This window comes from Streptomyces sp. NBC_00464, from assembly GCF_036013915.1.
Lineage (GTDB): Bacteria > Actinomycetota > Actinomycetes > Streptomycetales > Streptomycetaceae > Streptomyces.
On the sequence record NZ_CP107899.1, the window covers coordinates 804,986 to 828,200 of the forward strand.

22 protein-coding genes are annotated in these 23,215 nt (G+C 70.3%); 10 read left to right on the forward strand and 12 right to left on the reverse strand.

All coding sequences use genetic code 11. The annotated features are described in order from the left end of the window. Window positions 1–20: 20 nt before the first annotated feature. Both OG912_RS03450 and OG912_RS03455 read right to left on the reverse strand, forming a co-directional pair. Window positions 21–2,309 (reverse strand): glycosyl hydrolase family 18 protein, encoded by a 2,289-nt coding sequence (locus tag OG912_RS03450; protein WP_327708108.1) that lies wholly within the window; start codon window positions 2,307–2,309, stop codon window positions 21–23. A 161-nt stretch (window positions 2,310–2,470) separates the two neighbouring features. Further along, the gene (locus OG912_RS03455) at window positions 2,471–3,463 is read right to left on the reverse strand and encodes a fibronectin type III domain-containing protein (protein WP_327708109.1); all 993 of its coding nucleotides are present in this window, start codon (window positions 3,461–3,463) and stop codon (window positions 2,471–2,473) included. A gap of 447 nt (window positions 3,464–3,910) precedes the next feature. Here OG912_RS03455 and OG912_RS03460 point away from each other — a divergent pair, with 447 nt between their 5' ends. After that, a complete protein-coding gene (locus OG912_RS03460) occupies window positions 3,911–4,675 on the forward strand; it encodes an amidohydrolase family protein (RefSeq protein ID WP_327708110.1) in 765 nt (254 codons plus the stop codon). Between the two features lie 37 nt (window positions 4,676–4,712). Then, window positions 4,713–5,318 (forward strand): TIGR03086 family metal-binding protein, encoded by a 606-nt coding sequence (locus OG912_RS03465; protein ID WP_327708111.1) that lies wholly within the window; start codon window positions 4,713–4,715, stop codon window positions 5,316–5,318. A gap of 18 nt (window positions 5,319–5,336) precedes the next feature. Here OG912_RS03465 and OG912_RS03470 read toward each other — a convergent pair whose 3' ends face one another. Continuing rightward, window positions 5,337–6,020 carry an alpha/beta fold hydrolase gene (locus OG912_RS03470; RefSeq protein WP_327708112.1) on the reverse strand — a complete coding sequence of 228 codons (684 nt, stop codon included), beginning with the start codon at window positions 6,018–6,020 and terminating at the stop codon, window positions 5,337–5,339. Between the two features lie 60 nt (window positions 6,021–6,080). Here OG912_RS03470 and OG912_RS03475 point away from each other — a divergent pair, with 60 nt between their 5' ends. The 3 genes from OG912_RS03475 to OG912_RS03485 all read left to right on the forward strand — a co-directional run bounded on the left by OG912_RS03475 (window position 6,081) and on the right by OG912_RS03485 (window position 8,464). After that, a complete protein-coding gene (locus tag OG912_RS03475) occupies window positions 6,081–6,929 on the forward strand; it encodes a chitosanase (protein ID WP_327708113.1) in 849 nt (282 codons plus the stop codon). Between the two features lie 188 nt (window positions 6,930–7,117). Further along, a complete protein-coding gene (locus OG912_RS03480) occupies window positions 7,118–7,429 on the forward strand; it encodes an SH3 domain-containing protein (protein WP_327708114.1) in 312 nt (103 codons plus the stop codon). Between the two features lie 171 nt (window positions 7,430–7,600). Beyond that, the gene (locus OG912_RS03485) at window positions 7,601–8,464 is read left to right on the forward strand and encodes a chitosanase (RefSeq protein WP_327708115.1); all 864 of its coding nucleotides are present in this window, start codon (window positions 7,601–7,603) and stop codon (window positions 8,462–8,464) included. Between the two features lie 85 nt (window positions 8,465–8,549). Here the strand turns inward: OG912_RS03485 and OG912_RS03490 are convergent, their stop codons facing one another. The 9 genes from OG912_RS03490 to OG912_RS03530 all read right to left on the reverse strand — a co-directional run bounded on the left by OG912_RS03490 (window position 8,550) and on the right by OG912_RS03530 (window position 16,735). Then, a complete protein-coding gene (locus tag OG912_RS03490; RefSeq protein WP_327708116.1) occupies window positions 8,550–9,998 on the reverse strand; it encodes a nucleobase:cation symporter-2 family protein in 1,449 nt (482 codons plus the stop codon). Window positions 9,999–10,302: 304 nt separating this feature from the next. Continuing rightward, a complete protein-coding gene (locus tag OG912_RS03495; protein ID WP_327708117.1) occupies window positions 10,303–11,700 on the reverse strand; it encodes an 8-oxoguanine deaminase in 1,398 nt (465 codons plus the stop codon). Between the two features lie 158 nt (window positions 11,701–11,858). Further along, window positions 11,859–12,782, reverse strand: a complete 924-nt coding sequence (pucL, locus tag OG912_RS03500) for a factor-independent urate hydroxylase (RefSeq protein ID WP_326739715.1) — start codon at window positions 12,780–12,782, stop codon at window positions 11,859–11,861. 7 nt (window positions 12,783–12,789) lie between these two features. After that, the gene (gene uraH / locus OG912_RS03505) at window positions 12,790–13,182 is read right to left on the reverse strand and encodes a hydroxyisourate hydrolase (protein WP_327708118.1); all 393 of its coding nucleotides are present in this window, start codon (window positions 13,180–13,182) and stop codon (window positions 12,790–12,792) included. A 29-nt stretch (window positions 13,183–13,211) separates the two neighbouring features. Beyond that, window positions 13,212–13,721 (reverse strand): 2-oxo-4-hydroxy-4-carboxy-5-ureidoimidazoline decarboxylase, encoded by a 510-nt coding sequence (gene uraD, locus OG912_RS03510; RefSeq protein ID WP_327708119.1) that lies wholly within the window; start codon window positions 13,719–13,721, stop codon window positions 13,212–13,214. A gap of 176 nt (window positions 13,722–13,897) precedes the next feature. Next, window positions 13,898–14,275, reverse strand: a complete 378-nt coding sequence (locus tag OG912_RS03515; protein WP_327708120.1) for a helix-turn-helix domain-containing protein — start codon at window positions 14,273–14,275, stop codon at window positions 13,898–13,900. Further along, window positions 14,272–14,511, reverse strand: coding sequence for a hypothetical protein (locus tag OG912_RS03520; RefSeq protein WP_327708121.1), 240 nt, complete (start codon window positions 14,509–14,511; stop codon window positions 14,272–14,274). Before OG912_RS03520 ends, OG912_RS03515 begins: the two co-directional genes overlap by 4 nt. An 85-nt stretch (window positions 14,512–14,596) precedes the next feature. Beyond that, complete coding sequence (locus OG912_RS03525; protein ID WP_327708122.1) at window positions 14,597–15,769, reverse strand: lactonase family protein; 1,173 nt, start codon at window positions 15,767–15,769, stop codon at window positions 14,597–14,599. Window positions 15,770–15,895: 126 nt separating this feature from the next. Beyond that, the gene (locus OG912_RS03530) at window positions 15,896–16,735 is read right to left on the reverse strand and encodes a GntR family transcriptional regulator (protein ID WP_326739710.1); all 840 of its coding nucleotides are present in this window, start codon (window positions 16,733–16,735) and stop codon (window positions 15,896–15,898) included. Between the two features lie 260 nt (window positions 16,736–16,995). Here OG912_RS03530 and OG912_RS03535 point away from each other — a divergent pair, with 260 nt between their 5' ends. From OG912_RS03535 to OG912_RS03555, 5 genes are read left to right on the forward strand one after another with little or no spacing between them, the layout of a single operon-like run. Beyond that, window positions 16,996–18,264, forward strand: coding sequence for an extracellular solute-binding protein (locus OG912_RS03535; protein WP_327708123.1), 1,269 nt, complete (start codon window positions 16,996–16,998; stop codon window positions 18,262–18,264). A gap of 41 nt (window positions 18,265–18,305) precedes the next feature. Then, entirely contained in the window at window positions 18,306–19,289 is a 984-nt protein-coding gene (locus tag OG912_RS03540) for a carbohydrate ABC transporter permease (protein ID WP_327708124.1), read from the forward strand. Then, window positions 19,286–20,125, forward strand: a complete 840-nt coding sequence (locus tag OG912_RS03545; RefSeq protein WP_327708125.1) for a carbohydrate ABC transporter permease — start codon at window positions 19,286–19,288, stop codon at window positions 20,123–20,125. Before OG912_RS03540 ends, OG912_RS03545 begins: the two co-directional genes overlap by 4 nt. A 31-nt stretch (window positions 20,126–20,156) precedes the next feature. Continuing rightward, entirely contained in the window at window positions 20,157–21,749 is a 1,593-nt protein-coding gene (locus tag OG912_RS03550) for a beta-N-acetylhexosaminidase (protein WP_327708126.1), read from the forward strand. A gap of 40 nt (window positions 21,750–21,789) precedes the next feature. Then, window positions 21,790–23,214: a cellulose binding domain-containing protein gene (locus tag OG912_RS03555; RefSeq protein WP_327708127.1), complete on the forward strand. Its 1,425-nt coding sequence runs from the start codon at window positions 21,790–21,792 to the stop codon at window positions 23,212–23,214. Window position 23,215 lies beyond the last annotated feature (1 nt).

Below are 23,215 nucleotides of genomic sequence, written 5' to 3' on the forward strand. Positions count from 1 at the left end.
CGGTGTCCGCCCGGCCGCGCCTACTTCAGCCCGGTGTCGAGCGCGTTGAGCAGCGTCCCCTGCGGAGTGTCCCCCGACATCTCCCAGACCATGACGCCCAGCAGCCCCTTGTCCTTGACGTACGCGGCCTTCTTGCCGATGGACCAGGTGTCGTCGAAGGACCACCACTGGTTGCCGGTATATCCGTATGTCGACACGGACTGCTCGTCGTGGTGGACCGTCATCGTCGGGTATGCGCCGATGAGGTTCGAGTAGCCCCGGGTGCCGGCCTCCTCGGCGAACTGGCCGGGGGCGGCGCCGGTGGCGGGCTGCCATTCGCCTGCCGCCCCGCCATCGGTGACGTTCTGCCAGCCGCGGCCGTAGAACGGGATGCCGAGCGTCAGCTTGCGGGGCTCGACGCCCGCGTCCGTGTACGCCTTGATGGCGGCGTCCGCACTGAAGTGGAAGTCGTACGGGTCCTGGTCGTCGGTGTAGAGGTTGGCCTGGTGGCCGGTGCGGTTCGGCTCCCAGGAGTTGTCGCTGCCGGAGCCGTGGAAGTCGTAGCCCTGGACGTTGGCCACGTCGAGGGAGTCGAAGACCTTGCCCAGGTCCCAGCCCTCGCCGATCTTCTGCGGGTCGGCGGGGGTGAACGCGGTGAGGAGGCGGTGGCCGCCGCCGAGCGCGTCCAGCTGCTTGCGGAACTCGGCGAGCAGCAGGGTGAGGTTGCCCTTGTCGTTCGGCGAGTAGTGGTTGCCGGGGTGTCCGGTGCCGGTGCCGGGCCACTCCCAGTCGATGTCGAAGCCGTCGAAGATGCCTGCCGCGGTGCCGGGGCCGCCCGCTCCGCCGTACTCGGGCAGGTTGCCCTTGATGTACATGTCGATGCAGGACGAGACGAACTTCTTGCGGGCGGCGTCGGTGGCGGCGACGTCGGAGAAGTACTTCGAGTACGTCCAGCCGCCGAGCGAGACCACGATCTTGAGGTTGGGGTGGAGCTGCTTCAGCTTCTTCAACTGGTTGAAGTTGCCGCGCAGTTTGCCCCAGCCGTCGTCCGCGACCCCGTCCACGGACTGGGCGGCGCTGAACGGGCGGGCGTAGTCGGCGTCCGCGTCACCGGCGCCGGTGCCCTGCTCGGGGTCCTGGGGGTCGGCGGTGGTGCCCTTGGTGACGCCGTTCAGGCAGGTGAGGTTGTTGGGGTCGATGTTGGCGAAGGCGTAGTTGACGATGTCGAGCTTCCCGGCGGCGCCGGAGTCGTGGAGGTTCTTGACGAAGTACTGGCGCCCGTAGATCCCCCACTGGACGAAGTAGCCGACCTTGGCGTAGTTGCCCGCGCCGACGATGTCGTCGGTCTTCACGGTGAGGGTGTTGCTCGCGGGCGAGGCGTTGTCGGCCGCGTCACGGGCCTTGACCGTGAAGGTGTACGAGGTCGAGGGAGACAGACCGCCGATGGTGGCGGTGGCCGTGCTGCCGGAGACCGTCGTGGCCAGGGTGGAGCCGCGGTAGATGTCATATGCGGCGACCCGTTGGTTGTCCGTCGCGGCGGTCCAGGCCAGCGTGACGGACGAGGAGTCGGTCGCGGTGGCGTGCAGGGCACCGGGGGCCGTCGGAGGCGAGGTGTCGGTGGCCGGGTCGACGGTGGTGACGGCCAGCGGGGCACTCTCGGCGGAGGTGTTCCCGCGGGTGTCCTTGGCCCGGACGGTGAAGGAGTAGGGGGTGGCGGGGGTCAGACCGGTGACGGTGGCGGAGGTCGTCGCGGTGGCGGAGCCGACCACCTTGCCGCCGGCCAGGATGTCGTACGAGGCCACGGGGAAGTCGCCCGCGGCGGCGGCCGTCCAGGACAGCGAGGCGGTGCGGGCGGTCACATCGGTCCGCTTGAGCCCGCCGGGCGCGCCGGGCGGCGCGTCGGCGGACCCGTCGCACTTGTCGCCGTTGATCCGGCAGCCGGTCGGTGCGGTGATCGGGCCGGTGGCGACGAACCAGAAGCTGTAGGGCTCGGTGGTGGCGTGCGCGGCGACCGTGCCGTTGTAGTGGGCGTTGACCGCGGTGATGTGGCTGCCCCGGGTGGTGACGGTGCCGTTGTACGAGGAACTGATCGCGACCCCGGCAGGCAGGTCGAATTCGAGGCTCCAGCCGGTGACGGCCGTGTCGGTGTCGTTGCGCAGGACATAGGTCCCCTTCCACCACGGCCCGTTGTCGGCCGAGGTGAAGGTCGCCGTGAGCTTGCCCGCCGCGTGCGCGGGGCCGGTCTGGAGGGACAGGAGGGCGAGGAGGAGGGCGAGGACGGCGAGCAGTGCGGTCGCCGTCCTCCGTCTGAGGGGCATGTGCTCGAACATGGTTCTCCCTTGCGGCTGGGACCGGCGAGGCGGCCCTCGGGAGGAGCGGATGCACGTCGTTCCATGGAGCACAGGGGAAAGTAATTGGTCTGGACCAAGCCGTCAATAGGTACAGACCAATTAACCTCTTGCCACCCTCCCCGATCCCGCCGGGAAACCGCTCAGCCGCCGAGCACGACCGTGCGCGCCGCCGAGAAGTCACCCCACTTGCCGTCGGGGAGTTTGGCGCGGATCTTCATCGAGTGGCGGGTGCCGCGCGGCTCGCCGACGGTAAGCCGGTAGCTCGCCCGGCCCGCGGGCGGTTCGCCGCCCCAGACGATCGTGGTGGTGAGCCGGCCGTCCAGATAGAGCTGGTAGGCGGGAATCTTCCCGCCGGTCTCCGGCTGCTTCCAGTCCAGGTCCACGGCGTACTCCTTGCCCTGCGCCTTGCTCGTGATCCGCAGGTCCGTGGGGGCGGTACTCGCGGGTGCGCCGGGCGCGGTCGCGGTGGTGAGGTCGAAGGTGTCGCTGTCGGACGACGAGGTGTCGGCCGCGTCGCGGGCGCGGACCGTGAAGGTGTAGACGGTGCCGGGACGCAGCCCGGTCAGGCGCGCCGTGGTCTGCGTGCCGGGCACGCTGTGGATGCGGGAGCCCTCCTGGTAGATGTCGTACGAGGTGACGCCGACGTCGTCCGTGGAGCCGCCCCAGGACAGGGTCGCGGCCTTGCCGCCGTCGGCCTTGCCGCGCAGTTTCACCGGCCGGGTCGGGGCCTCGTGGTCGGCGGGGGTCGGCGCGGGCGTGGTGACGGCCGCGGCGGCGCTCGGCACGGAGAGGTTCCCGGCGGCGTCCCGGGCCCGGACGGTGAACGTGTACGCGGTCGAGGCGGTCAGCCCGTCGACGTCGATCATCACCTTGGCCGCGGGAACGGACTTCACCTTCTCGCCCTGGCGGTAGACCTCATAGCCGGTGACGGCCGTGTCGTCGGTGGCGGGCTCCCACATGACGTGCGCGGAAGTGGCACTACTCGCCTGAACGGTCACCCCATGGGGTGCGGTCGGTTTCCCGGTGTCCGCCTCGGCCTCCGAACCGCAGGCGGTGAGCGCGGCAAGGAGCAGGGCGGCGGAGCAGGCCAACGCGGCGGTTGCGTGGGGGCGTTGCACGGTGGTGCCTTCCATCCGGAAGCAATGGTCCAGACCTGTATCGCATGGGGTGGGGGTCCCCGACAAGGGGACGGAGCGGAACGTTCCGCAATGTGCCGGTGTGCACCGCGCTCTGCGCTCAGTACTCAGTGGCAGCGCTCAGGGCCACCTGACGTACCGTCGTCCGATGCTGTGCATACGAGGCGTGGTGCTGCCGGAACGCGAGGAGCGTTCGTTCTGGATCGACGGAGAGCTGCTCAGGGCCGGGGCACCGCCGGGCGGTTTCGCGGGCCGGGATGCCGAGGTGGTCGTGGACGGGGGCTGGCTGCTTCCGGGCCTGGTCGACGTGCACACACATCCGGGGTCCACGGATCCCGGCACGTCCTTCGACGAGGACCTGTTGCGCGCGCAGTTGGGCGAGCACCGCGACGCCGGGGTGCTGGCGGTGCGCACGCCGGGGACGGCCGCGCGGATGCCCGCTGGGTGGACAGCGATCCGGAACTGCCGCGGGTCACCTCGGCGGGGCGGTGGCTGGCCACGCCCGGCCGGTTCTTCCCCGGATTCGGCCGGGACGTCGCCGAGGACGGCCTGGTGCGGGCGGCACTGGAGGAGGTGGCCGCCTCGTCGGGGTGGTGCAAGGTCATCGGCGACTGGCGCGCGGACGAACCGGCGCTGCCGCTCACGCTGCTGACCGAGGTGGTGGCGGCCGTGCACGCGGCCGGCGGCAAGGTGGCGGTCCATTGCCAGACGGCCGAGGGCACCCGCAACGCGGTGCTGGCGGGCGCCGACAGCCTGGAGCACGGCATGCATCTGGATCCGGCGCTGCTGGACCGGATGGCCGCGCAGGGCACGGCGTTCATACCGACCCTCGGCGTGTTCGGCGCGAAGGCCGACGCGATGCGGGCGCGGGAGCCGAGTGTGGGCCGCGATCTGTGGCTGACCGGCTGGGACACCATGTTCGGCAACGTCCGGGCCGCCCACGAAGCGGGCGTGACGGTGCTGGCCGGCACCGACTCGTTCCCCTGCGGAACCGTCGCGGGCGAGGCCTCCTGGCTGATGCGGGCCGGGCTGTCCGCCGAGGCGGCCCTGGGCGCGGCGTCCTGGACGGCGCGGGCCTGGCTGGGGCTGCCGGGGCTGGTGGACGGGGCTGCGGCCGACCTCGTCGCGTACGCCACCGATCCGATCGCCGATCCGGCGGCACTCGGTCACCCCGGCCGGATCATTCTGCGGGGACGCGTGGTGCGCTGAGCGATGATTCCGGGGCGCTCGGGCAGTCTGCACACCTATGGACACGAAGACGAACTCCGCGCCCCTCCTCGACCTCGAACCCGCGGCCCGGCAGATCGCCGGGACCCTCGACGCCATCGACGACAGCCGCCTGACCGCGCCCACCCCGTGCCCCGATGTCACGGTGGGCGCCCTGCTCGCCCACGTCGAAGGGCTGGCGGTGGCGTTTCGCGATGCCGCGCGCAAGGAGCTGGGAGCGACGACCGACACGGCACCCTCGGTGGAGTCCGGGGTGCTGGCGGACGGCTGGCGCTCCACGCTGCCCGCGGCACTCGACGAGATGGTGGCGGCCTGGCGCGCCCCCGACGCCTGGCAGGGCATGACCCGGGCGGGCAGCGTGGACCTGCCGGGCGAGGTGGCCGGCATGGTCGCGCTCAACGAGTTGGTGCTGCACGGCTGGGACCTGGCGCGGTCGACCGGGCAGCCGTACGGGGCCGAGGAGGCGCATCTGCGCAACACGCTGGCGCTGCTGGCCGACCTGGGCGACGCCCCGCCGGCCGGCTCCCCGTTCGGCCCGCCGGTCCCGGTCGCGGACGATGCACCTCTGCTGGACCGGGCGGTCGCCCGCAGCGGCCGGCGCCCGGACTGGCAGCCGGCGGGCTGAGCCCTCCCGTTGCGGCCGTCAGCTGGTGAAGAACTCCGTGATCTGCTGGGCCACCTGATCGGCGTGGACCTGGTGCACGCGGTGGCCGCCGCCGAGGGTGATCAGATGACAGTCCGGGATCAGCGTGGCCATGTCCTGCAACCGCCCCTGCGGCATGGTGCTGGCCGGGCCGCCGGCGAGCATGAGCGTCGGGGCGACGATCTCACCGAGGCCCTCCTCCCACGCCGGGTCGGGGTCGGCCAGCTGGTTCCGTACGGCCGCGAGCACGGCCTCGTCGTAGTCGACCGGCCCGTCGGGCGACACGTCGGGGCCCGCCGCTCCCGGGAACGGCGGCGGGGTCTCCACCAGCACCAGCCGCTCCACCCGGTCCGCGTGCGTCTGCGCGAACAGATGGGCGACGACGCCGCCCATGCCGTGGCCGACCAGGCCGACCCGGTCGAGCTCGCACGCGTCGAGGAAGCCGAAGAGGTCGTCGAGCATCAGCTCGAAGTCGTACTCGTCGGGCCAGTCGCTCTCGCCGTGACCGCGCAGGTCGAGGGCGTACACCCGCCATTCCTGACCGAGCAGACTCCCGGCCGCCTCCCAGCTCGCGGCGGAATCGCCGAGGCCGTGCAGCAGCACGACGGGCGAGCCGAACGGGTCGCCCCAGGTCCGGTACGCCAGACGTACGTCGCCGACATCCACAACAGACTGATCATCCATACCCATGACGCTACAGCCGAATGAGGGAAGATCACTCCCGCGGCCTGGCAGGCTTGAGAGGTGAAGCCCACCCCGCGTGCCCTGGTCAGCCCCCTCGCCGCTCTCGTCCTGGCCGTCGCCGTGCTGTCCGGCTGTACGGGGGCGGGGTCCGGCGCCTCCGCCGGCAAGGGGGCCGCCGGTGCCGGGCTCGACGATCCGGCGAAGAAGGACATCGCCATGCAGCTGGTCTCCAGCGCGGAGAACTCGACCCTGGACTGGAGGGCCCAGTACTCGTACATCCAGGACATCGGCGACGGACGCGGCTACACGGCGGGCATCATCGGCTTCTGCTCCGGCACCGGCGACATGCTGAGCGTGGTGGAGCGGTACGCGAAGGCCAGGCCGGGGAATTCGCTGGAGCGGTTCCTGCCCGCCCTGCGGGCGGTCCAGGGGACCGACGCGCACACGGGACTCGGCCGTCCGTTCACCGAGGCGTGGGCCGAGGCCGCCGGTGACGCGGCGTTCCGCTCGGCCCAGGACACCGAGCGGGACCGGTCGTACTTCGACCCCGCGGTCGAACAGGCGAAGAAGGACGGGCTGGGCGCGCTGGGCCAGTTCATCTACTACGACGCCTATGTGATGCACGGGGCCGGTGACACGGAGGGCACCGTCGGTTTCCGTACGATGCGCCGCGAGGCGCTCGCCGAGGACCCGTCCCCCGCCCAGGGCGGCGACGAGGAGACATACCTCGACGACTTCCTCGACGCCCGGGTCGCGGCGATCCGCAAGGAGCCCTCGCACACCGACACCAGTCGGGTCGAGACGGCCCAGCGGGTGTTCGTACGCCAGGGCAGGTTCGATCTGGAGACACCTCTGCGGTGGAAGGTGTACGACGACAGCTATCTGATCAAGGATCCGGCCGGCTCGTAAACCCATGATCGACAGGCGCGCGAGGCGTTGACCGCAGGTTCCGTGTGCGCCGGTGCGCACCACACGTGACCTGCGCTTTCACTTCCGGGGGACCCTCGGCCCCCGGCCGTGTCCGGGGCACCTGCCGGCCCGTTGAGGCGGGCGGACGGCACACGCTTCGTGGGCCGGATCATCGAGGAGCTTGCGACATGATGAAGAAGATTCTGCTGGCCGCGGCCATGCTGACCGCCGGTCTGGGACTGGCCGTATCGCCCGCCGCCCAGGCCGCCCCGAGCGCGGTCGCCGCACACAGCGTCAAGGCAGCGCCGGCCCAGGTCTGCACGGTCAACGACAACGGGGTGAACTTCCGCGGCGGTCCGGGGACGGACTACCCCGTGCTGGGCCAGGTGAACCGGGGCCAGAATCTCGACGCCCGTGGCCAGGAGGGCAGTTGGGTGATGGGTGACCTGTGGGGCGGCCCCACCGGTGTCTGGATCCACGTGGCCTACCTGGACTGCTGAGCCGGATTTCCGCCGCCCCGCACCGACCGCTCCGGCGGCCGGTGCGGGGCCTTCGCGTTTCCGGGGCTCGCCCAACTCGCCGACGTCGAAGGGGTGTACGACCGCCGTTCGACTCTGATAGGAAAGCTTCCTAACAGAACCATCGGAACGACGAACTCCCTTGGAGGACTGGTGCACGCTCCCCACAAGCGCACCGCACGTCGCAACAACCGATCCGTGCGCGTCGCACTCGTCGCGCTCGGCCTGACCCTCACGGCGATCCCCGCAACGGCCTTCGCCGGCACCGACTCCGCCCCCACGGCGGTTCACCAACAGGAGGCGGCCGCGACCGGGCTCGACGATCCGGCAAAGAAGGACATCGCCATGCAACTGGTCTCCAGCGCGGAGAACTCCTCACTGGACTGGAAGGCGCAGTACGGCTACATCGAGGACATCGACGACGGCCGCGGCTACACGGCGGGCATCATCGGCTTCTGCTCCGGCACCGGCGACATGCTCGACCTCGTGGAGCTCTACACCGAGCGGGATCCGGGCAATCCGCTCGCGGAGTACCTGCCGGCCCTGCGCGAGGTGGACGGCACCGATTCGCACGAGGGCCTCGACCCCGGCTTCAGCGAGGCCTGGGAGTCGGCGGCCCAGGATCCGGCGTTCCAGCAGGCCCAGAACGACGAGCGCGACCGGGTGTACTTCGACCCGGCGGTGAGCCGGGGCAAGAGCGACGGACTGGGCACGCTCGGCCAGTTCGCGTACTACGACGCCATCGTGATGCACGGCGACGGCGGCGACAGCACGAGCTTCGGTTCCATTCGCAAGCGCGCCCTCGCCAAGGCGAAGCCGCCGGCCCAGGGCGGCGACGAGGTCACCTACCTCAACGCCTTCCTGGACGCGCGGGTCTGGGCCATGCAGCAGGAGGAGGCCCACTCGGACACCAGCCGGGTGGACACGGCTCAGCGGGTCTTCCTGAACGAAGGCAATCTGAACCTGGACCCGCCGCTCGACTGGAAGGTGTACGGCGACAGCTTCCACATCGGCTGACGCACCCGGGCAGGAAACGCGCTGTGGCGCGTACGGTCGCCCTCGCGGGACGAGACCGTACGCGCCACAGCGTCATGACGTAGCGTCAGTGCACGGCCACCGGCGCCGCGTTGACCGAATCGTGTTCCTGATACTCCGGTTCGTCCCCCGCGTCCGACTTCCGGCCCAGGTGGTTGAAGGCCAGGTTGAGGACGATCGCCACGACGCATCCGGTCGAGATCCCCGAGTCGAGGACGACGAGCAGATCCTTCGGGAAGGCGTGGTAGAACTCCGGCGCCGCGATCGGGATCAGCCCGATGCCGACGGCCGCGGCCACGATCAGCGCGTTCTCGCCCTTCTCCAGCGCGGCGGTGGCCAGTGTCTGGATACCGCTCGCGGCAACCGAGCCGAAGAGCACGATGCCCGCGCCGCCCAGCACCGGCAGCGGCACCAGCGCGATGACGGACGCGGCCACCGGACACAGGCCGAGCAGGATGAGGATGCCGCCGCCCGCGGCGACGACAAAGCGGCTGCGGACCTTCGTCATCGCGACCAGCCCGATGTTCTGCGCGAAGGCGCTGCACATGAAGCCGTTGAACAGCGGGCTGATGGCGCTGCCCAGGGTGTCGGCGCGCAGACCGCCCTCGATGGTCCGCTCGTCGGCGGGCCGGCCGACGATCTTGCCGAGGGCCAGCATGTCCGCGGTGGACTCGGTCATGCAGACCAGCATCACGATGCACATCGAGACGATCGCGGCGATCTCGAACTGCGGCGCCCCGAAGTGGAACGGGGTGGGGAAGCCGACGACGTCGGCATCCTTGATGGCGCCGAAGTCGGTGATGCCGACCGGGATCGCGATGAGCGTGCCGATGACGAGTCCGAGCAGGATCGCGATCTGCTGGAGGAAGCCGCGCAACAGCTTCCGCAGGGCGAGGACGATCACCAGGGTGACCGCCGCCATCGTGATGTTGGTGGTCGAACCGTAGTCGTCAGCGGTGGCGTTGCCGCCCTGGGACCAGTTGAAGGCGACCGGCAGCAGCGAGATCCCGATCAGGGTGATGACCGTGCCGGTGACAACGGGCGGGAAGAAGCGGACCAGTTTGCCGAAATAGGGGGCGAGGACGAACCCGAGGAGGCTCGCGACGATGATCGCGCCGAAGATCACGGCGATGCCGTCATCGCCGCGGTCCTTGCCGATCGCCACCATCGGCGTCACCCCGGCGAACGAGACGCCGTTGACGAACGGCAGCCGGGCGCCTATTCGCCAGAAGCCGAGCGTCTGGAGCAGGGTGGCTATCCCCGCGGTGAACAGGCTCGCCCCCATCAGGAAGGCGGTCTCCTTGGCGGTGAGGCCCACAGCGGGTCCCACGATCATGGGCGGGGCCACCACGCCCGCGTACATCGCGGCCACGTGCTGGAGGCCGCTGGTGAACATCTTCAGTGGGGGGAGCGTCTCGTCGACCGGATGTTTCCGGTCGGACGGGGCCGTTGCCGGCTCACCGTCGGGGTCGGGGGCTGCACTTGCGTCGTTGCGAAACCTGGGCGTAGCTGCCACGGCGGTTCCTCCGGTCGGGTACACGTCTGCGGCGACGTGGGTATCAGGGAGGTGGTGCCGGGACCCGGTCGCCGGGACATGTGCCTGAAGTGTCCGCCGGACGGGGCCCCGTGTGGTGCGTTGGTGCAGGTGGGACGGTCGTGCAGCTGGTGCGGGCAGCTCGGTTCCCCGGTGCGGGAGGCGCGTACGTCTGGGTACGCGCCTCCCGCACCGGTTGCCGTGGACCCCGCTCGGGTCCACGGCGGCCGGTCGAGGGCCGTCCCCCTCGGCCGGCCGGTATCGGGGGTGCCGGGCCGGCGGCCTCTCAGGCCCCTGCGGCGATCTGCGCGAGGCGGCGGGCCTCGTCGCGGGTGGCGCGGGCGATGGCGTCCTCGTCCACGGTGATGAGGTGGTTGGACTCGACGACCGGCTTGCCGTTGACCAGCGAGAGGGTGACGGGGGCGGCGGCGCCGAAGACCAGGGCGGTCACCGGGTCGGCGATGGAGGCGTGGGCGAGCGTGTCCAGCTTCCAGAGCACGAGGTCGGCGAGTTTGCCGGGCTCCAGGGAGCCGATCTGGTCCGCGCGGCCGAGGACCTGGGCGCCGCCGTACGTACCCAGGCGCAGGGCCTGACGGGCATTCAGGGCGCTTTCGCGGTGCGGGCCGAGGCGGTTGATGAGGAGGGCGTTGCGCAGTTCGGTGTGCAGTTCGCCGGACTCGTTGGACGCGGTGCCGTCGACGCCGAGGCCGACCGGGACGCCGGCGGCCAGCATGTCCGGGACCCGGGCGATGCCCGCGGCAAGGCGGGCGTTGGAGGACGGGCAGTGCGCGACGCCGGTGCCGGTGCGGGCGAAGGCGGCGATGTCGGAGTCGTTCATGTGGACGCAGTGCGCCATCCACACGTCGTCACCGAGCCAGCCGGTCGACTCGAAGTAGTCGGTCGGGCCCATGCCGAACAGTTCGTGGCAGAACTTCTCCTCCTCCACGGTCTCCGAGCCGTGGGTGTGCAGCCGCACTCCGCGTCGTCGCGCCAACTCAGCGCCCTGTCGCATCAGTTCGGTCGACACGGAGAACGGCGAGCAGGGCGCGACAGCGATCTGGGTCATCGCGTCGAAGGCGGCGTCGTGGTGCGCGTCGATGGTCGCCTCGGTGGCGGCGAGTGCGCCTTCGAGGCTCTCCACGGCGAAGTCCGGCGGCAGTCCGCCGTCCTTCTCGCTGCGGTCCATGGAGCCGCGGGCGAGGGTGAACCGTACGCCCATGTCGCGGGCGGCGCCGATGATCGCGCCGGACAGGTCGCCGGAGCCCTTCGGGTAGACGTAATGGTGGTCCATGGCGGTGGTGACGCCGCCGCGGGCCATCATGGCGAGCGAACCCTGTGCGGCGGTGCGGGCCATCGGCTCGTCGATGCGCGCCCAGGTCGGATACAGCGCGACCAGCCACTCGAAGAGGTTGTGGTCGGTGGCCAGGCCGCGGGTGATCCACTGGTAGAAGTGGTGGTGCGTGTTGATCAGACCGGGCGTGACGAGGTGCCCGGTGCCGTCGATCCGGCGTACGACGTTGTCCAGGCCCTCCGGAGCCCGGCCGGCGCCGACGGACTCGATGCGGTTGCCCGCGACGACGACATGACCCGAGGCGTACTCGGTGTCGTCGGCGTCGACGGTCGCGATCGAGCAGTTCTCGATGACGATGCGTTCCACTCGGTCGGACGCTGCCGGTGCTGCCATGGTGCTTCCTTCTCTCATCAGCGATGCGGGCACGGCAGGACCCCAGGAGGATTTGAGTGCCACAGCGGTGCGGCTGTGGGTGCCGAGATGGTGTGGACATGTTGGCCCGGCCGGTCCCCGTCCGCCGTGGAGGGGGCGGGAACCGGCGCGGCGCCGCGTCAGAGGTTGGTCATGTCGACCGGGATCTGCGGCTCGACGCCGTCCCGCAGCACGGTGGCCTCGATGAGCCCGTACGGACGGTCGGCCGCGAAGTAGACCTCGTTGTCGTTCTTGAGGCCGAACGGCTCCAGGTCCACCAGGAAGTGATGGTTGTTCGGCAGCGAGAAGCGGATCTCGTCGATCTCGCTGCGGCTGTTGATGACCCGCGAACCCATCTGGTAGAGGGTCTGCTGGAGCGAGAGGGAGTACGTCTCGGCGAAGGCCTGCAGGATGTGCTTCTTGGCCTGCTCGTACGACTTCTCCCAGTTGGGCATCCGGTCGGCGTCGCTGGTCCAGTTGTAGCGCCAGGCGGCGGCGACGTCGGTGCACAGGATGCGGTCGTACGCCTCCTTGAGCGTCGTGTACCTGTCCTTGACGTAGCCCCAGAACTCCGAGTTGGTGGAGTTCATCACCGTGAGGTCCTTGAGACCGGAGATGATCTCCCACTTCTCGCCGTCGAAGGTGATCTGCGTGGTGCGCAGTTCCTGGCCCTTGCGGGCGAAGGAGTGGTTGACCTCGTCCGATCCGATGAACCGGGAGCTGTTGTCCGAGGTGGCGATCCGCTCCCAGGTGTACTCCTGGATCCGGATGCGGGCGACCTTGATCGGCTCCTGCGACGTCACGAAGTGCCGGGCGAGGTGGATGCCGAACTGCTCGGCGGACTCGATGCCGTGTTCCTTGGCGAAAGCGAACACCGTGTTCTTGGTGGTGTCCGTGGGCAGGACGTTCGCGTTGGAGCCGGAGTAGTGAACGTCGTCCATGTCGCCGGAGAGGGCCACGGAGACGTTCAGGTCCTTGATGTGGTGGGTGTCGCCGTCCCGCGTGATCCTGACGACGCGGTTCTCTGCTTTGCCGTACTGGTTCTGGCCGAGAATCGTGGGCATGTGTCTGCTAGCTCCCTCGGTATACGGAGTAGCCGAACGGGTTGAGCAGCAGCGGTACGTGATAGTGCTCGCCCGGGGTGACGGCGAACGTGATCGCCACCTCGGGGAAGAACGCACCGCTGTCCCTTACGCGGGGGGCGTCCTGCTGCGCCTCGGCTTGCTTCTTGGCGGTGAAGTACGGCTCGGTCTCGAAGTCGAGCCGTACGTGGGTGGTCCCTTCCGGCAGGGCCGGCAGGTCCTTGCAGCGCCCGTCCGCATCGGTCGCGGATCCGCCGAGCGCCACCCACTGCGCGTCGCTGCCCGTGCGGGCGGCGAGCGAGACGGGGACGGCCTCGGCGGGGCGGCCGATGCTGGTGTCCAGGATGTGGGTGGACACCGATGCGGTGGCGAAGGTGCTCAAGACCTTCACTCTCCTTCTGTTACGAGCTCTTACGAGTCGTCCGTGACGAGACGGGTGAGGCGGATGCGGTTGATCTTGCCCAGTTCGGTGCGCACGATGGCGCGTTCCTGCTCGGGCGTGTTCCCGGTCCGGGCCCTCACCGCGTCGCGCATCTGCTCACCGGTGGCTCCGGTGGCGCAGATCAGGAAGACATGTCCGAACCGTTCCTGGTAGGCCAGGTTGAGTTCGAGCATCTCGGCCTTGAGCTCCTCGGTGGCGCCGGCCATCCCCCGCTGTTCACGGGAGGAGGTCGGGTCCCCGGGCTTCGGGCGGCCGATCGGCGGGTGACCGGCCATGGCGTCGGCCAGGTCCTGCGCGCCGAGTGCCGCCGTGGCGGTGTCGCTCGCGGAGAACAGGGCGTCGGCGGTGGCGTACGGGCGACGGGAGAGGATCGCTCTCCCCCAGGCCGCACTGGCACAGACCTCGTGCAGCGCGGTGGCCGCCTCGTCGTCCGCCAGGGTGTTGAACCGGGCGAGGCCCGGTGTGGTGCTCGAAGTCACGGGAGCCTCCGTGGCTGTTTTTCGCTGTGCGTCGGTCGGGCTGCGGATAGCTAACGCCCTCCACAACACCACGTCAACACTTTGTTGAAATTCCGTTCATGTAAAAAGCCGTCGCCCGGTGATCCGGACGACGGCCCGCACGTTCATGTGCCGTTTACATCTGCCTGGCGGCTCAACTAGTCACCCTTGGAAGCGTTTTCCCTGTTCAGGTAGTTGTAGACGGTGAAGCGGCTGACCCCCAGGGCCCCCGCCACCGTCTCGACACCGTGCCGCACCGAGAAGGCACCGCGTGCCTCCAGAGTCCGTACGACCTCCTGCTTGGTCCTGCGGTCCAGTTCGGCGAGCGGTCTGCCGTGCCGGCGCTCCATCGCGGCCAGGATGTGGTCCAGCGAGTCGGAGAGCTGTGGCAGCCGGACGGCTACGACGTCGACGCCCTCCCAGGCCAGAACGACGTCGTCGGCCTGCGCCTGCTCGGGTCCGAGCAGTTCGGCGCCCATGGCGTCGACGAGCGGCTTGACGGCGGTGACGAGGGGGTGGTCCGCGGGGCCGGTCACTTCGGGTCCTCCCCGATGACGTTGACCTGGAGCGAGACCCGAGTGGCACCCGATGCCAGCGCCTGGTGCAGGAGGGAGTCCACCGCCGTGAGCACCTCGTCGGCGCCGCCCTCCGCCGTGTTGCCGAAGGGGCCGACGTCGACCGCGTCCAGTTCGGCCGACTGGATGACCTCGCGGGCCACGACCGCGTGGGCCGGTGCCTCGTCGAGATCGAAGGGCTCGGTGGTGAACTCCACTCTCAAGCGCACTGTGTCTCCCTCATGCGTCCCACCGCGTCCGGGGCGACCCGCGGCTCGGGCACGACCCTAACCCGCTCGCGGTCTACAGCGGCAGCACGCAGACCGCGGCCGGGGCGGGGAACGGGGTCCCGGACGGGCTCAGGGCGCCGGTGTCCCGATCGACCCGGAAGGCGGTGACCGTGCCGGACCGCTGGTTGGCGGCGAAGAGCAGGGCTCCGTCCGGGGAGAAGGCGGTGTGCCGGGGGAAGTCGCCGCCCACCGGCACCGTGTCGAGCAGCCTCAGCGTCGCCCCGCCGTCCTCGACGGCGTAACGGGTGAGGCTGTTGTGCCCCCGGTTGGCGAGGTAGGCGAAGCGGCCGTCGCCGGTGACCAGGAACTGGGCGGGGTAGCTGGTGCCCTCGCCCGTTCCGGTGGGCTGCGGGGTGCCGGGGGTCAGGGTGCCGGTGGCGGGGTCGTATCCGCACACGACGACCGTGTTGTCGAGCTCGCACGCGAGGTAGGCGTGGCGGCCGTCCGGATGGAAGGTGAGGTGGCGCGGGCCTGCGCCCGGGGGCAGTGCGGCGTACGAGAGCTGCTCCAGGGTGCCGTGGTCCTCGTCGAGCCGGTACGTGTACACCGTGTCGTTGCCGAGGTCGACAGCGAGGATGTGGCCGCCGTCGGGGGCGGTGACGATCTGGTGGGCGTGCGGGCCGTCCTGGCCCGGTCCGGGCGGCGGCGTGGTGTGGGCGACCAGGTCGGTGCGCTCCCCCACCGATCCGTCGGCGGCGAGGGGGTGCACGGCGACGCTGCCGGAGGTGTAGTTGGCGCTGAGCAGCCACTGCCCGCCCGGGTGGACCGAGAGGTGGCAGGGGCCGGCGCCACCGGTGGGCTGCGTCCCCAGCACCCGGAACGTGCCGTCCTCGGCGAGCGTCACGGCCGTGACGCCGCCGTTGTCCTGCTCGTCGACGGCGTAGAGCGTGCTGCCGGTGGGGTGCAGCGCGAGGTACGAGGGGTTCTCGACGCCGGTGACGACGGTGCGGGAGGCGATGCCGCCCGTTGCCGTGTCGTACGAGGCGACGCCGATGCCGGTGCCTCCCGGAGTGGTCGAGGTGTACGTGCCCAGGAAGAGCGTCCCGGTCCGGCGCGCCCCGTGCTTCGTGGGGCGGTGCGCCGGGCCGGGGCGGTGTTCGCTGCGGGGAACCCCGGGGGCGGCGGCAAGGGCGCCGCCCGCCAGGAGTGCTCCGAGAACGGTGCGGCGACTGGTGGGGGGAGTCATGCGAGGCACCTCGTGGGGTCGATGGCGTCGGATGTGTCAGCCACAGTGGCCTTCCCCGTTGGCCCGCGCAAGAGACGCACCGGCCATTGCACAGGGCGCAACAACAAGGGATGGGGTGGCACCGGGTCAGTCGCCGGACTGGATGTCGCCGCGGGTGGACGACGTGATCGGGTCCCCCTGGGCGAAGTCCCCCGGCGGGATCCCCGGGTGGTGTCCGCCCTCCACGGGTTCGACGGCGGCCGCCGGGCCGAGGGCCAGGCGGGAGACGATCCGGTAGCGGTCACCCCGGTAGAGCGAGTGCACGTACTCCACGGGGCGACCTGTGGTGTCCGAGGTCAGCCGCTCGAAGAGAAGGGCCGGGGAGAGCTCCGGTACGTCCAGGAGCCGGGCCTCGGCCCGGGTCACGACGGTGGGCTCGATGGCCTGGACCGCTTCGTGGACGTGCACGTCGTGGCGCTCGCGCAGATGCTCGTACAGGTCACCGCTCTCCAGCTCCTGGGCGGTCAGACCGGGTACCAGCGCGGCCCTGATGTGCAGGTGCTCGATGGCCATCGGGGCGCCGTCGACCAGCCGCAGCCGGGCCACGTACACGATCTCCGCCGCGGGCGACATGCGCAGTTTGCGGCCGACGCGGGCTCCCGCCTGGAGGGTGGTGAACTCCAGCAGTCGGCTCGACCAGGCTCCCGCCGCCTGCGGGACCCTCAGGGCGAGGTCGGCCGAGACGAGCTCCTGGGTGATCTTCGCGGGTGCGACGAACATGCCGCGGCCGTGTTCGCGCACCAGGAGCCCGACGGCCACCAGCTCGTCGATCGCGGCGCGCAGGGTGGGCCGGGAGACGCCGAGCGTGGCGCACAGCGCGCGCTCCGAAGGGATGGCGTCGCCCGGACTGCGCGACTCGATCAGCTCCAGCACGGCGTCGCGGGCCCGTTCCCGTTTGAGCACCGTTCCCGATGCGTCGGCGTCCATGCGCTGCACCCTCCCGACCTGTCCATCACTTACCAGTTGAGCGACCAGTCGCCCCAACTGGGCCACTGGTCAAGGGAAGTGTAACCGCTCCCGAGGCAACCATCGCCGTCCACATTTCTGCGAGATCACACAAATCCCATATACGCCAAGGGGGTTGACGACCTCATTGGTCTATGCCACCTTCATCCACCATCAAGAGGTGAGCTGTCCAGTGGGCTTCACTGGTCAGGTGGTCAGGTCCTGTTCCCCAGAGGTGAACCGTGAAGTACCGCTTGCTTGCCGGTGGGTCCGCGCTCGTGATGGCCGCCGTTCTCAGTGCCTGCAGCTCGTCCTCCGACTCCGCCGGAACGTCCGGTGACGGGCGGACGGACATCGATGTGTGGCTGATGCGCGACAGCGTCTCCGCCGAGTTCCAGAAGGAGTTCGTGAAGGGCTTCGAGGCCGCGCACCCCACGATCAGGGTCCGGGTGCAGATCCAGGAGTGGGACGGCATCGGCGAGAAGATCACCGCCGCGCTGGCCAGCAACGACGCACCCGACGTGATCGAGAGCGGCAACACCCAGGTCGCCCAGTTCGCACAGAGCGGCGGCCTGCTCGACCTGAGCGACAAGGTCGACGAGCTGAACGGCAAGGACTGGCTCAAGGGCCTCGCCGAGCCGGGAGCGTACGAGGGCAAGCAGTACGGCATCCCGTACTACGCGGCCAACCGTGTCGTCATCTACCGCACCGACCTGTTCGAGAAGGCGGGGGTCGACGCGTCCGCCATCAAGACGCGCGCGCAGTGGACCGAGGCCACCGGGAAGCTCAACAAGGGTGGCACGCAGGGCATCTACCTGCCCGGTCAGATGTGGTACGCGCTGGCGGGCTTCGTCTGGGACGAGGGCGGCGACCTCGCCACCGAGTCCGGCGGTAAGTGGAAGGGCACGCTGGACACTCCCGAGGCGCTGCGCGGGATGGAGTTCTACGAACAGCTCCAGGCGCTCGGCAAGGGGCCGAAGGACTCCGACGAGGACTCCCCGCCACAGGCCGATGTGATGGCCCAGGGGAAGGTGGCCCAGGTGATCTCCACCCCGGGCGGCGCCAACGTCGTCATGGAGAAGAACCCGGAACTGAAGGGCAAGCTCGGCTTCTTCCCGATCCCGGGCAAGAGCGCGGACACCCCGGGTGCCGTCTTCACCGGAGGCTCCGACCTGGTCATCCCCACGGCGGCCGGGCACCAGGAAGCGGCACTGACCTTCATCAAGGAGCTCACCGGTGACGCCTGGCAGAAGAAGCTGGCCGTCGCCATGAGCTACGTACCGAACCGGACGACGCTCGCCTCCGCGGTGGCGGCCGACCCCGGGGCCGCGGCGATGGCGGCCGGTGCGGCCAACGGGCATGCGACGCCCAACACCCCCGGCTGGGCGGCCGTCGAGGCGGAGAACCCGATCAAGGACTACATGGCGGCCGTCCTGACCGGCGGCGACCCGGCCGAGGAGGCCGCCAAGGCCTCCGCCGACATCACCCGGGCCATGAACACCGCTTCCTGATCCCTTCGCCCATCCGCCCGACCATCGAGAGGAGGCGTGCCGTGTCGGTCATCCGGGAACGGACCGCACCCCCCAGCAGCCTGCGCCGCCCGGCGACCGGCACGGCAGGTCCGCCGCGCCGGCGGCGGTCCGGGGAACCGCGCGGCCTCTGGCCGTACGTCCTGATCGCACCCGCCGTCGGCGGCATGCTCTATCTGCTGGTCTACCCGCTGCTGCGGGCCGTACTGATCTCGCTGCAGGACTTCCGGCTGCGCCAGCTGATCATGGGCGACGCGGAGTTCGTCGGACTGCGCAACTACCGGACGCTGCTGTCCGACCCGCGGTTCTGGGAGGTGGTGCGCCGCACCTTCCTGTTCATGGCGGTCAACGTGGTCCTGATCATGGTGATCGCGACCCTGGTCGCGCTGATGACCGAGCGGCTGGGCCGGTTCGGCCGCACGGTGGTGCTCAGTTCGCTGGTGCTGGCGTGGGCGATGCCGGTGGTGGCGGCCACCACGGTCTTCCAGTGGCTGTTCCACTCCGAGTTCGGCATCGTCAACCGGCTGCTGACCGAGGCCGGGTTCTCCTCCTTCGACCGCTATCCGTGGTTCGCGCACGGCACCGCCGCCTTCTCGATCCTCGTCCTGCTGATCGTCTGGCAGTCGGTGCCGTTCGCGGCGATCACCGTCTACTCGGCGCTCACCACGGTCCCCGCGGAGCTGTACGAGTCGGCGCGGCTGGACGGGGCGTCCGGCTCCCGGATCTTCCGCTCCGTCACCTTCCCGATGCTCCGCCCCATCTTCCTGCTGGTCTTCTCGCTCGAAGTGATCTGGACGTTCAAGGCGTTCGTCCAGATCTGGGTGATGACCCGCGGGGGGCCGGGCGACGCCACGACGATCCTGCCCGTGTACGCGGTGCAGAAGGCGCTCGCAGGACAGCGCTACGACCTGGGCTCGGCCGCCTCGATGATCACCGTGGTCCTGATGTCCGGGGTGCTCGTCCTCTACTTCCGCCAGATGCTCCGACAGGAGGACGAGTCCCGATGACCCTGCTGCACCCGAGAGTCCGGCGGATCCCGCTGAACGCCGCCGCCGTACTGACCGTCCTGGTCTGTCTGTTCCCCGTCTACTGGATGGTCTCGACCGCGTTCAAGCCGTCGCGGGACATCCAGACCGCCGATCCGAAGCTCTTCCCGCACACCTGGACGCTCGAACACTTCCGCACAGCCGTACACGCCGACGGGTTCGAGCTGTTCTGGCGCAACAGCATCCTGGTGACGCTCAGCGCGATCCTGCTGGCGCTGCTGGTCGCCATCGGCTCGGCGTATGCCGTGGCCAGGATGCGGTGGAAGGGCCGGCGGCAGTTCATGCTCATGGTCTTCATCGCCCAGATGGCGCCCTGGGAGTCGCTGATCATTCCGATCTACATCATCTCCCGCGACACGGACATGCTGGACCGGCTGCCGACGCTCACGCTCATCTACTTCATGGTCACCCTGCCGTTCTCGATCGTGGTGCTGCGCGGCTTCATCGCGACCGTTCCGCCGGAGCTGGAGGAGGCGGCGCAGGTCGATGGGTGCACCAGGACCGGCGCGTTCCGGCGGGTGGCGCTGCCCCTGCTGGCGCCGGGGCTGATGGCGACCTCGCTGTTCGGATTCATCACCGCGTGGAACGAGTTCGCGTACGCCAACTTCCTGATCATCAAGCACCAGGACAGCCGCACGCTGCCGGTCTGGCTGTCGTCGTTCCAGAACACCTTCGGCACCGACTGGGGCGCCACCATGGCCGCCTCGACCCTCTTCGCCCTGCCCGCGCTGGTCGTCTTCCTGCTGCTCCAGCGCCATGTCACCTCCGGCTTCGCGGCCGGCGCCGTCAAGGGCTGAAGCCCGAGATCCGAACCCGGAGGCCACCCCCGTGCCCGCATCACGCCCCGAACACTCCCTCGTGCCCCTCCCCCGCAAGGTCTCGTCCCGCCCCGGCCGCTTCACCCTCGACCAGGACACCTGCGTCCGGGCCTACCCCGGCGCGGAGGGCGCCGCCGACCTGCTGCGCACCCTGCTCGCCCCCGCCACCGGGCTGCCCCTCGCGCCCTCCGCCACCGGCCGCATCGTGCTGGCCCTCGATCCACAGCTGGGCGGGCTCGGCGAGGAGGGCTACGGACTCACCATCAGCCCGGACGCCCTGCTGTTGCGGGCGGCGCGGCTCCCGGGTCTGCTCTGCGGAGTGCAGACGATCCGTCAACTACTGCCGTCCGAGGCCCTGTCGGGCACGGCGCAGCGGGACGCGCCGTGGATGCTGCCCTGTGTCGAGATCAGCGACGTGCCCGCACACCCGTGGCGCGGGTCGATGCTCGACGTGGCCCGGCACTTCCAGCCGGTGTCCTATCTGCGCCGGTACGTGGACCTGATGGCGCTGCACAAGCTCAACACGCTCCATCTCCACCTCACCGACGACCAGGGCTGGCGGATGCCCGTCGCCGCCTACCCCCGGCTGACCGGGATCGGCGGTCACCGCAGGCAGTCGATGTCCGGCCCGCCGGGGCTCGGCGACGAGAGCTACGACGGGGTTCCGCACTCGGGGGCGTACACCAGGCAGGAGCTGCGGGACCTGGTCCGTTACGCGGCGGCGCGCGGGGTGCGCGTGATGCCCGAGATCGAGATGCCCGGCCATGTGCGCGCGGCGCTCGCCGCCCACCCCGAGCTGGGCAACGATCCCTCGCGGCGGCTGGACGTGTGGACCCGCTGGGGCGTCTGCGACACCGTGTTCGGCGTCCACGAGGAGGTCTTCGACTTCTGCCGGACGGTGCTGGAGGAGGTCATGGACGTCTTCCCGTCGCCGTACATCCACATCGGCGGCGAGGAGTGCCCGACCGCCGAGTGGGAGTCGAGCCCGGCGGCCCTGGCGCGGGTCGCCGCCGAGGGGCTGCCCGACGCCCGGGCGCTGCACGGCTGGTTCATGGGCCGGATCGGGTCCTTCCTGGCCGAGCAGGGCAGGCGGCCGGTCGGCTGGGCCGAGACGGGCACCGAACTCCCTCCCGAATTCACGGTGATGACGTGGCGCGACCCGGCCCACGCACTGGCGGCAGCCCGCCGCGGCCATCAGGTGGTCGCCGCGCACTACCGGGCCACCTACCTCGACTACGCCCAGTCCGCGGACCCCGGCGAACCGGCCGCACAGCCGGGACCGCCCGTCGGCCTGCGGGCCGTCCACGGCAACCGGCCGGTGCCGGAGGGCTGGGACGCGGCGGACGCGGCCCGGGTGCTGGGCACCCAGGCCCAGCTGTGGACCGAGTACGCGAGCACGCCGGAGCAGATCGAGTATCTGACGTACCCGCGGCTGTGCGCCCTCGCGGACCGTGCCTGGTCGGGCGGTCGCAGCGACTGGCCCGGCTTCCTGTCCCGCCTCGGCCGGCACACGGCACGCCTGGACGCCCTCGGCGTCCGCCACCGCCCCCTGAACCCCCGGTCGCTCCAGACCACTTCCCCAGGAGCAGCGCCACCCCGGTAGGTACCAATCCCCCACGACCGTTCCGGAGAGGAACAGGTTAATGAAGTCTCTCGCGAAGAGCCGGATCCGCGCGGCGGCGGCAGCCGCCGCCACCGTGGCCCTGGGCTGTACGGCCCTGGCCGCCGTCCCGTCGTCGGCGAGCGCCGCCGACGGATCGCTCAGCGTGCAGTACCGCACCAGTGCGTCGGGAGCCACGGCCGACCAAAGCGAACCCTGGCTGAAGGTGCGCAACACCGGCAGTGCGGCCGTGCAGCTCAGCGCCGTCAAGGTCCGCTACTACTTCAAGGGCGAGGCGGCGGGCGACGCCTACCGGTTCGCCTGCTCGTGGGCGGTGAAGGGCTGCGCGAACATCACCGGTACGTTCGGCACGCTCGCCTCCCCGACCGCCACCGCCGACCGCTATCTGGAGATCGGCTTCACCGCCGGTGCGGGATCGCTCGCGCCGGGCGCCGACACCGGTGACATGCAGCTGCGCTTCTACCGGTCGAGCTGGCAGACCCTGGTGCAGAGCGACGACTACTCCTTCGGCGCGGGCCGGACGGCGTACGGGGACTGGTCGAAGGTGACCGCGCAGCTCGGCGGCGCCACGGTCTGGGGCCAGGCTCCGGAGGGCAACGACCCGACGGATCCCACGGATCCGACCGATCCGCCGGAGGGCGCGCCGACGCTCTTCGACGACTTCGACTACAGCGGCCACACGGACCCGCAGATCGCCGCGCACGGCTGGAACGTCCGCTCCAACTCCGGTGGACCGGGCGTGCCCGGCGCCACCTGGGCGCCGGAGAACGTCACGTTCGCCTCCCAGGGCGGTAACTCGGTGATGAACCTGGAGACGTCGACCGCGGGCAGCGGCGAGTCGACGAAGCAGACCGAGATCCTGACCCAGTCGATGAAGTTCCGCAACGGCACCTATGCGGCCCGGGTGAAGTTCGACGACGCACCGGTCTCCGGCCCCGACGGCGACCACCTCGTCCAGACGTTCTTCACCATCAACGACCTCAAGGCGCCGATGGCGGACGACTACGCGGAGTACGACTTCGAGTACCTGCCGAACGGCGGCTGGGGCGAGAGCGGCAACATCCTCTACACGACCTCGTGGGAGACCTACCGCCCGGACCCGTGGGAGGCGGTCAACGCGCACAGCGAGGCCCGGCAGAGCTACGCGGGCTGGCACGACCTGGTCGTGACGATCGACGACAGCGCGATCACGTACTACATCGACGGCCAGTTGTTCGGCACGCACGGTGCGGCGTATCTGCCGGAACGGGGGATGTCGATCAACTTCAACCAGTGGCTGATCGACCTGGCCGGGCAGACGAGCACGACGCCGCGCTCGTACGACCAGCAGGTGGACTACGTCCTGCACGTGAAGGACCAGGTCCTCACCCCGGCGCAGGTCAGTGCCCGGGTGAGCGCGTACCGCACGGCGGGGACGACGTTCCAGGACACGGTGCCGGCCGGGTGAT

What these genes read in the sequence shown, in the direction of transcription:
- OG912_RS03465 (WP_327708111.1), top strand. Translation starts at nt 4,713, where the DNA reads ATGGACACGAAGACGAACTCCGCGCCCCTCCTCGACCTCGAACCCGCG.
- OG912_RS03545 (WP_327708125.1), top strand. Translation starts at nt 19,286, where the DNA reads ATGACCCTGCTGCACCCGAGAGTCCGGCGGATCCCGCTGAACGCCGCC.
- OG912_RS03495 (WP_327708117.1), bottom strand. Translation starts at nt 11,700, where the DNA reads ATGGCAGCACCGGCAGCGTCCGACCGAGTGGAACGCATCGTCATCGAG.
- pucL (WP_326739715.1), bottom strand. Translation starts at nt 12,782, where the DNA reads ATGCCCACGATTCTCGGCCAGAACCAGTACGGCAAAGCAGAGAACCGC.
- OG912_RS03470 (WP_327708112.1), bottom strand. Translation starts at nt 6,020, where the DNA reads ATGGATGATCAGTCTGTTGTGGATGTCGGCGACGTACGTCTGGCGTAC.
- OG912_RS03480 (WP_327708114.1), top strand. Translation starts at nt 7,118, where the DNA reads ATGATGAAGAAGATTCTGCTGGCCGCGGCCATGCTGACCGCCGGTCTG.
- OG912_RS03525 (WP_327708122.1), bottom strand. Translation starts at nt 15,769, where the DNA reads ATGACTCCCCCCACCAGTCGCCGCACCGTTCTCGGAGCACTCCTGGCG.
- OG912_RS03450 (WP_327708108.1), bottom strand. Translation starts at nt 2,309, where the DNA reads ATGTTCGAGCACATGCCCCTCAGACGGAGGACGGCGACCGCACTGCTC.
- OG912_RS03455 (WP_327708109.1), bottom strand. Translation starts at nt 3,463, where the DNA reads ATGGAAGGCACCACCGTGCAACGCCCCCACGCAACCGCCGCGTTGGCC.
- OG912_RS03555 (WP_327708127.1), top strand. Translation starts at nt 21,790, where the DNA reads ATGAAGTCTCTCGCGAAGAGCCGGATCCGCGCGGCGGCGGCAGCCGCC.
- OG912_RS03530 (WP_326739710.1), bottom strand. Translation starts at nt 16,735, where the DNA reads ATGGACGCCGACGCATCGGGAACGGTGCTCAAACGGGAACGGGCCCGC.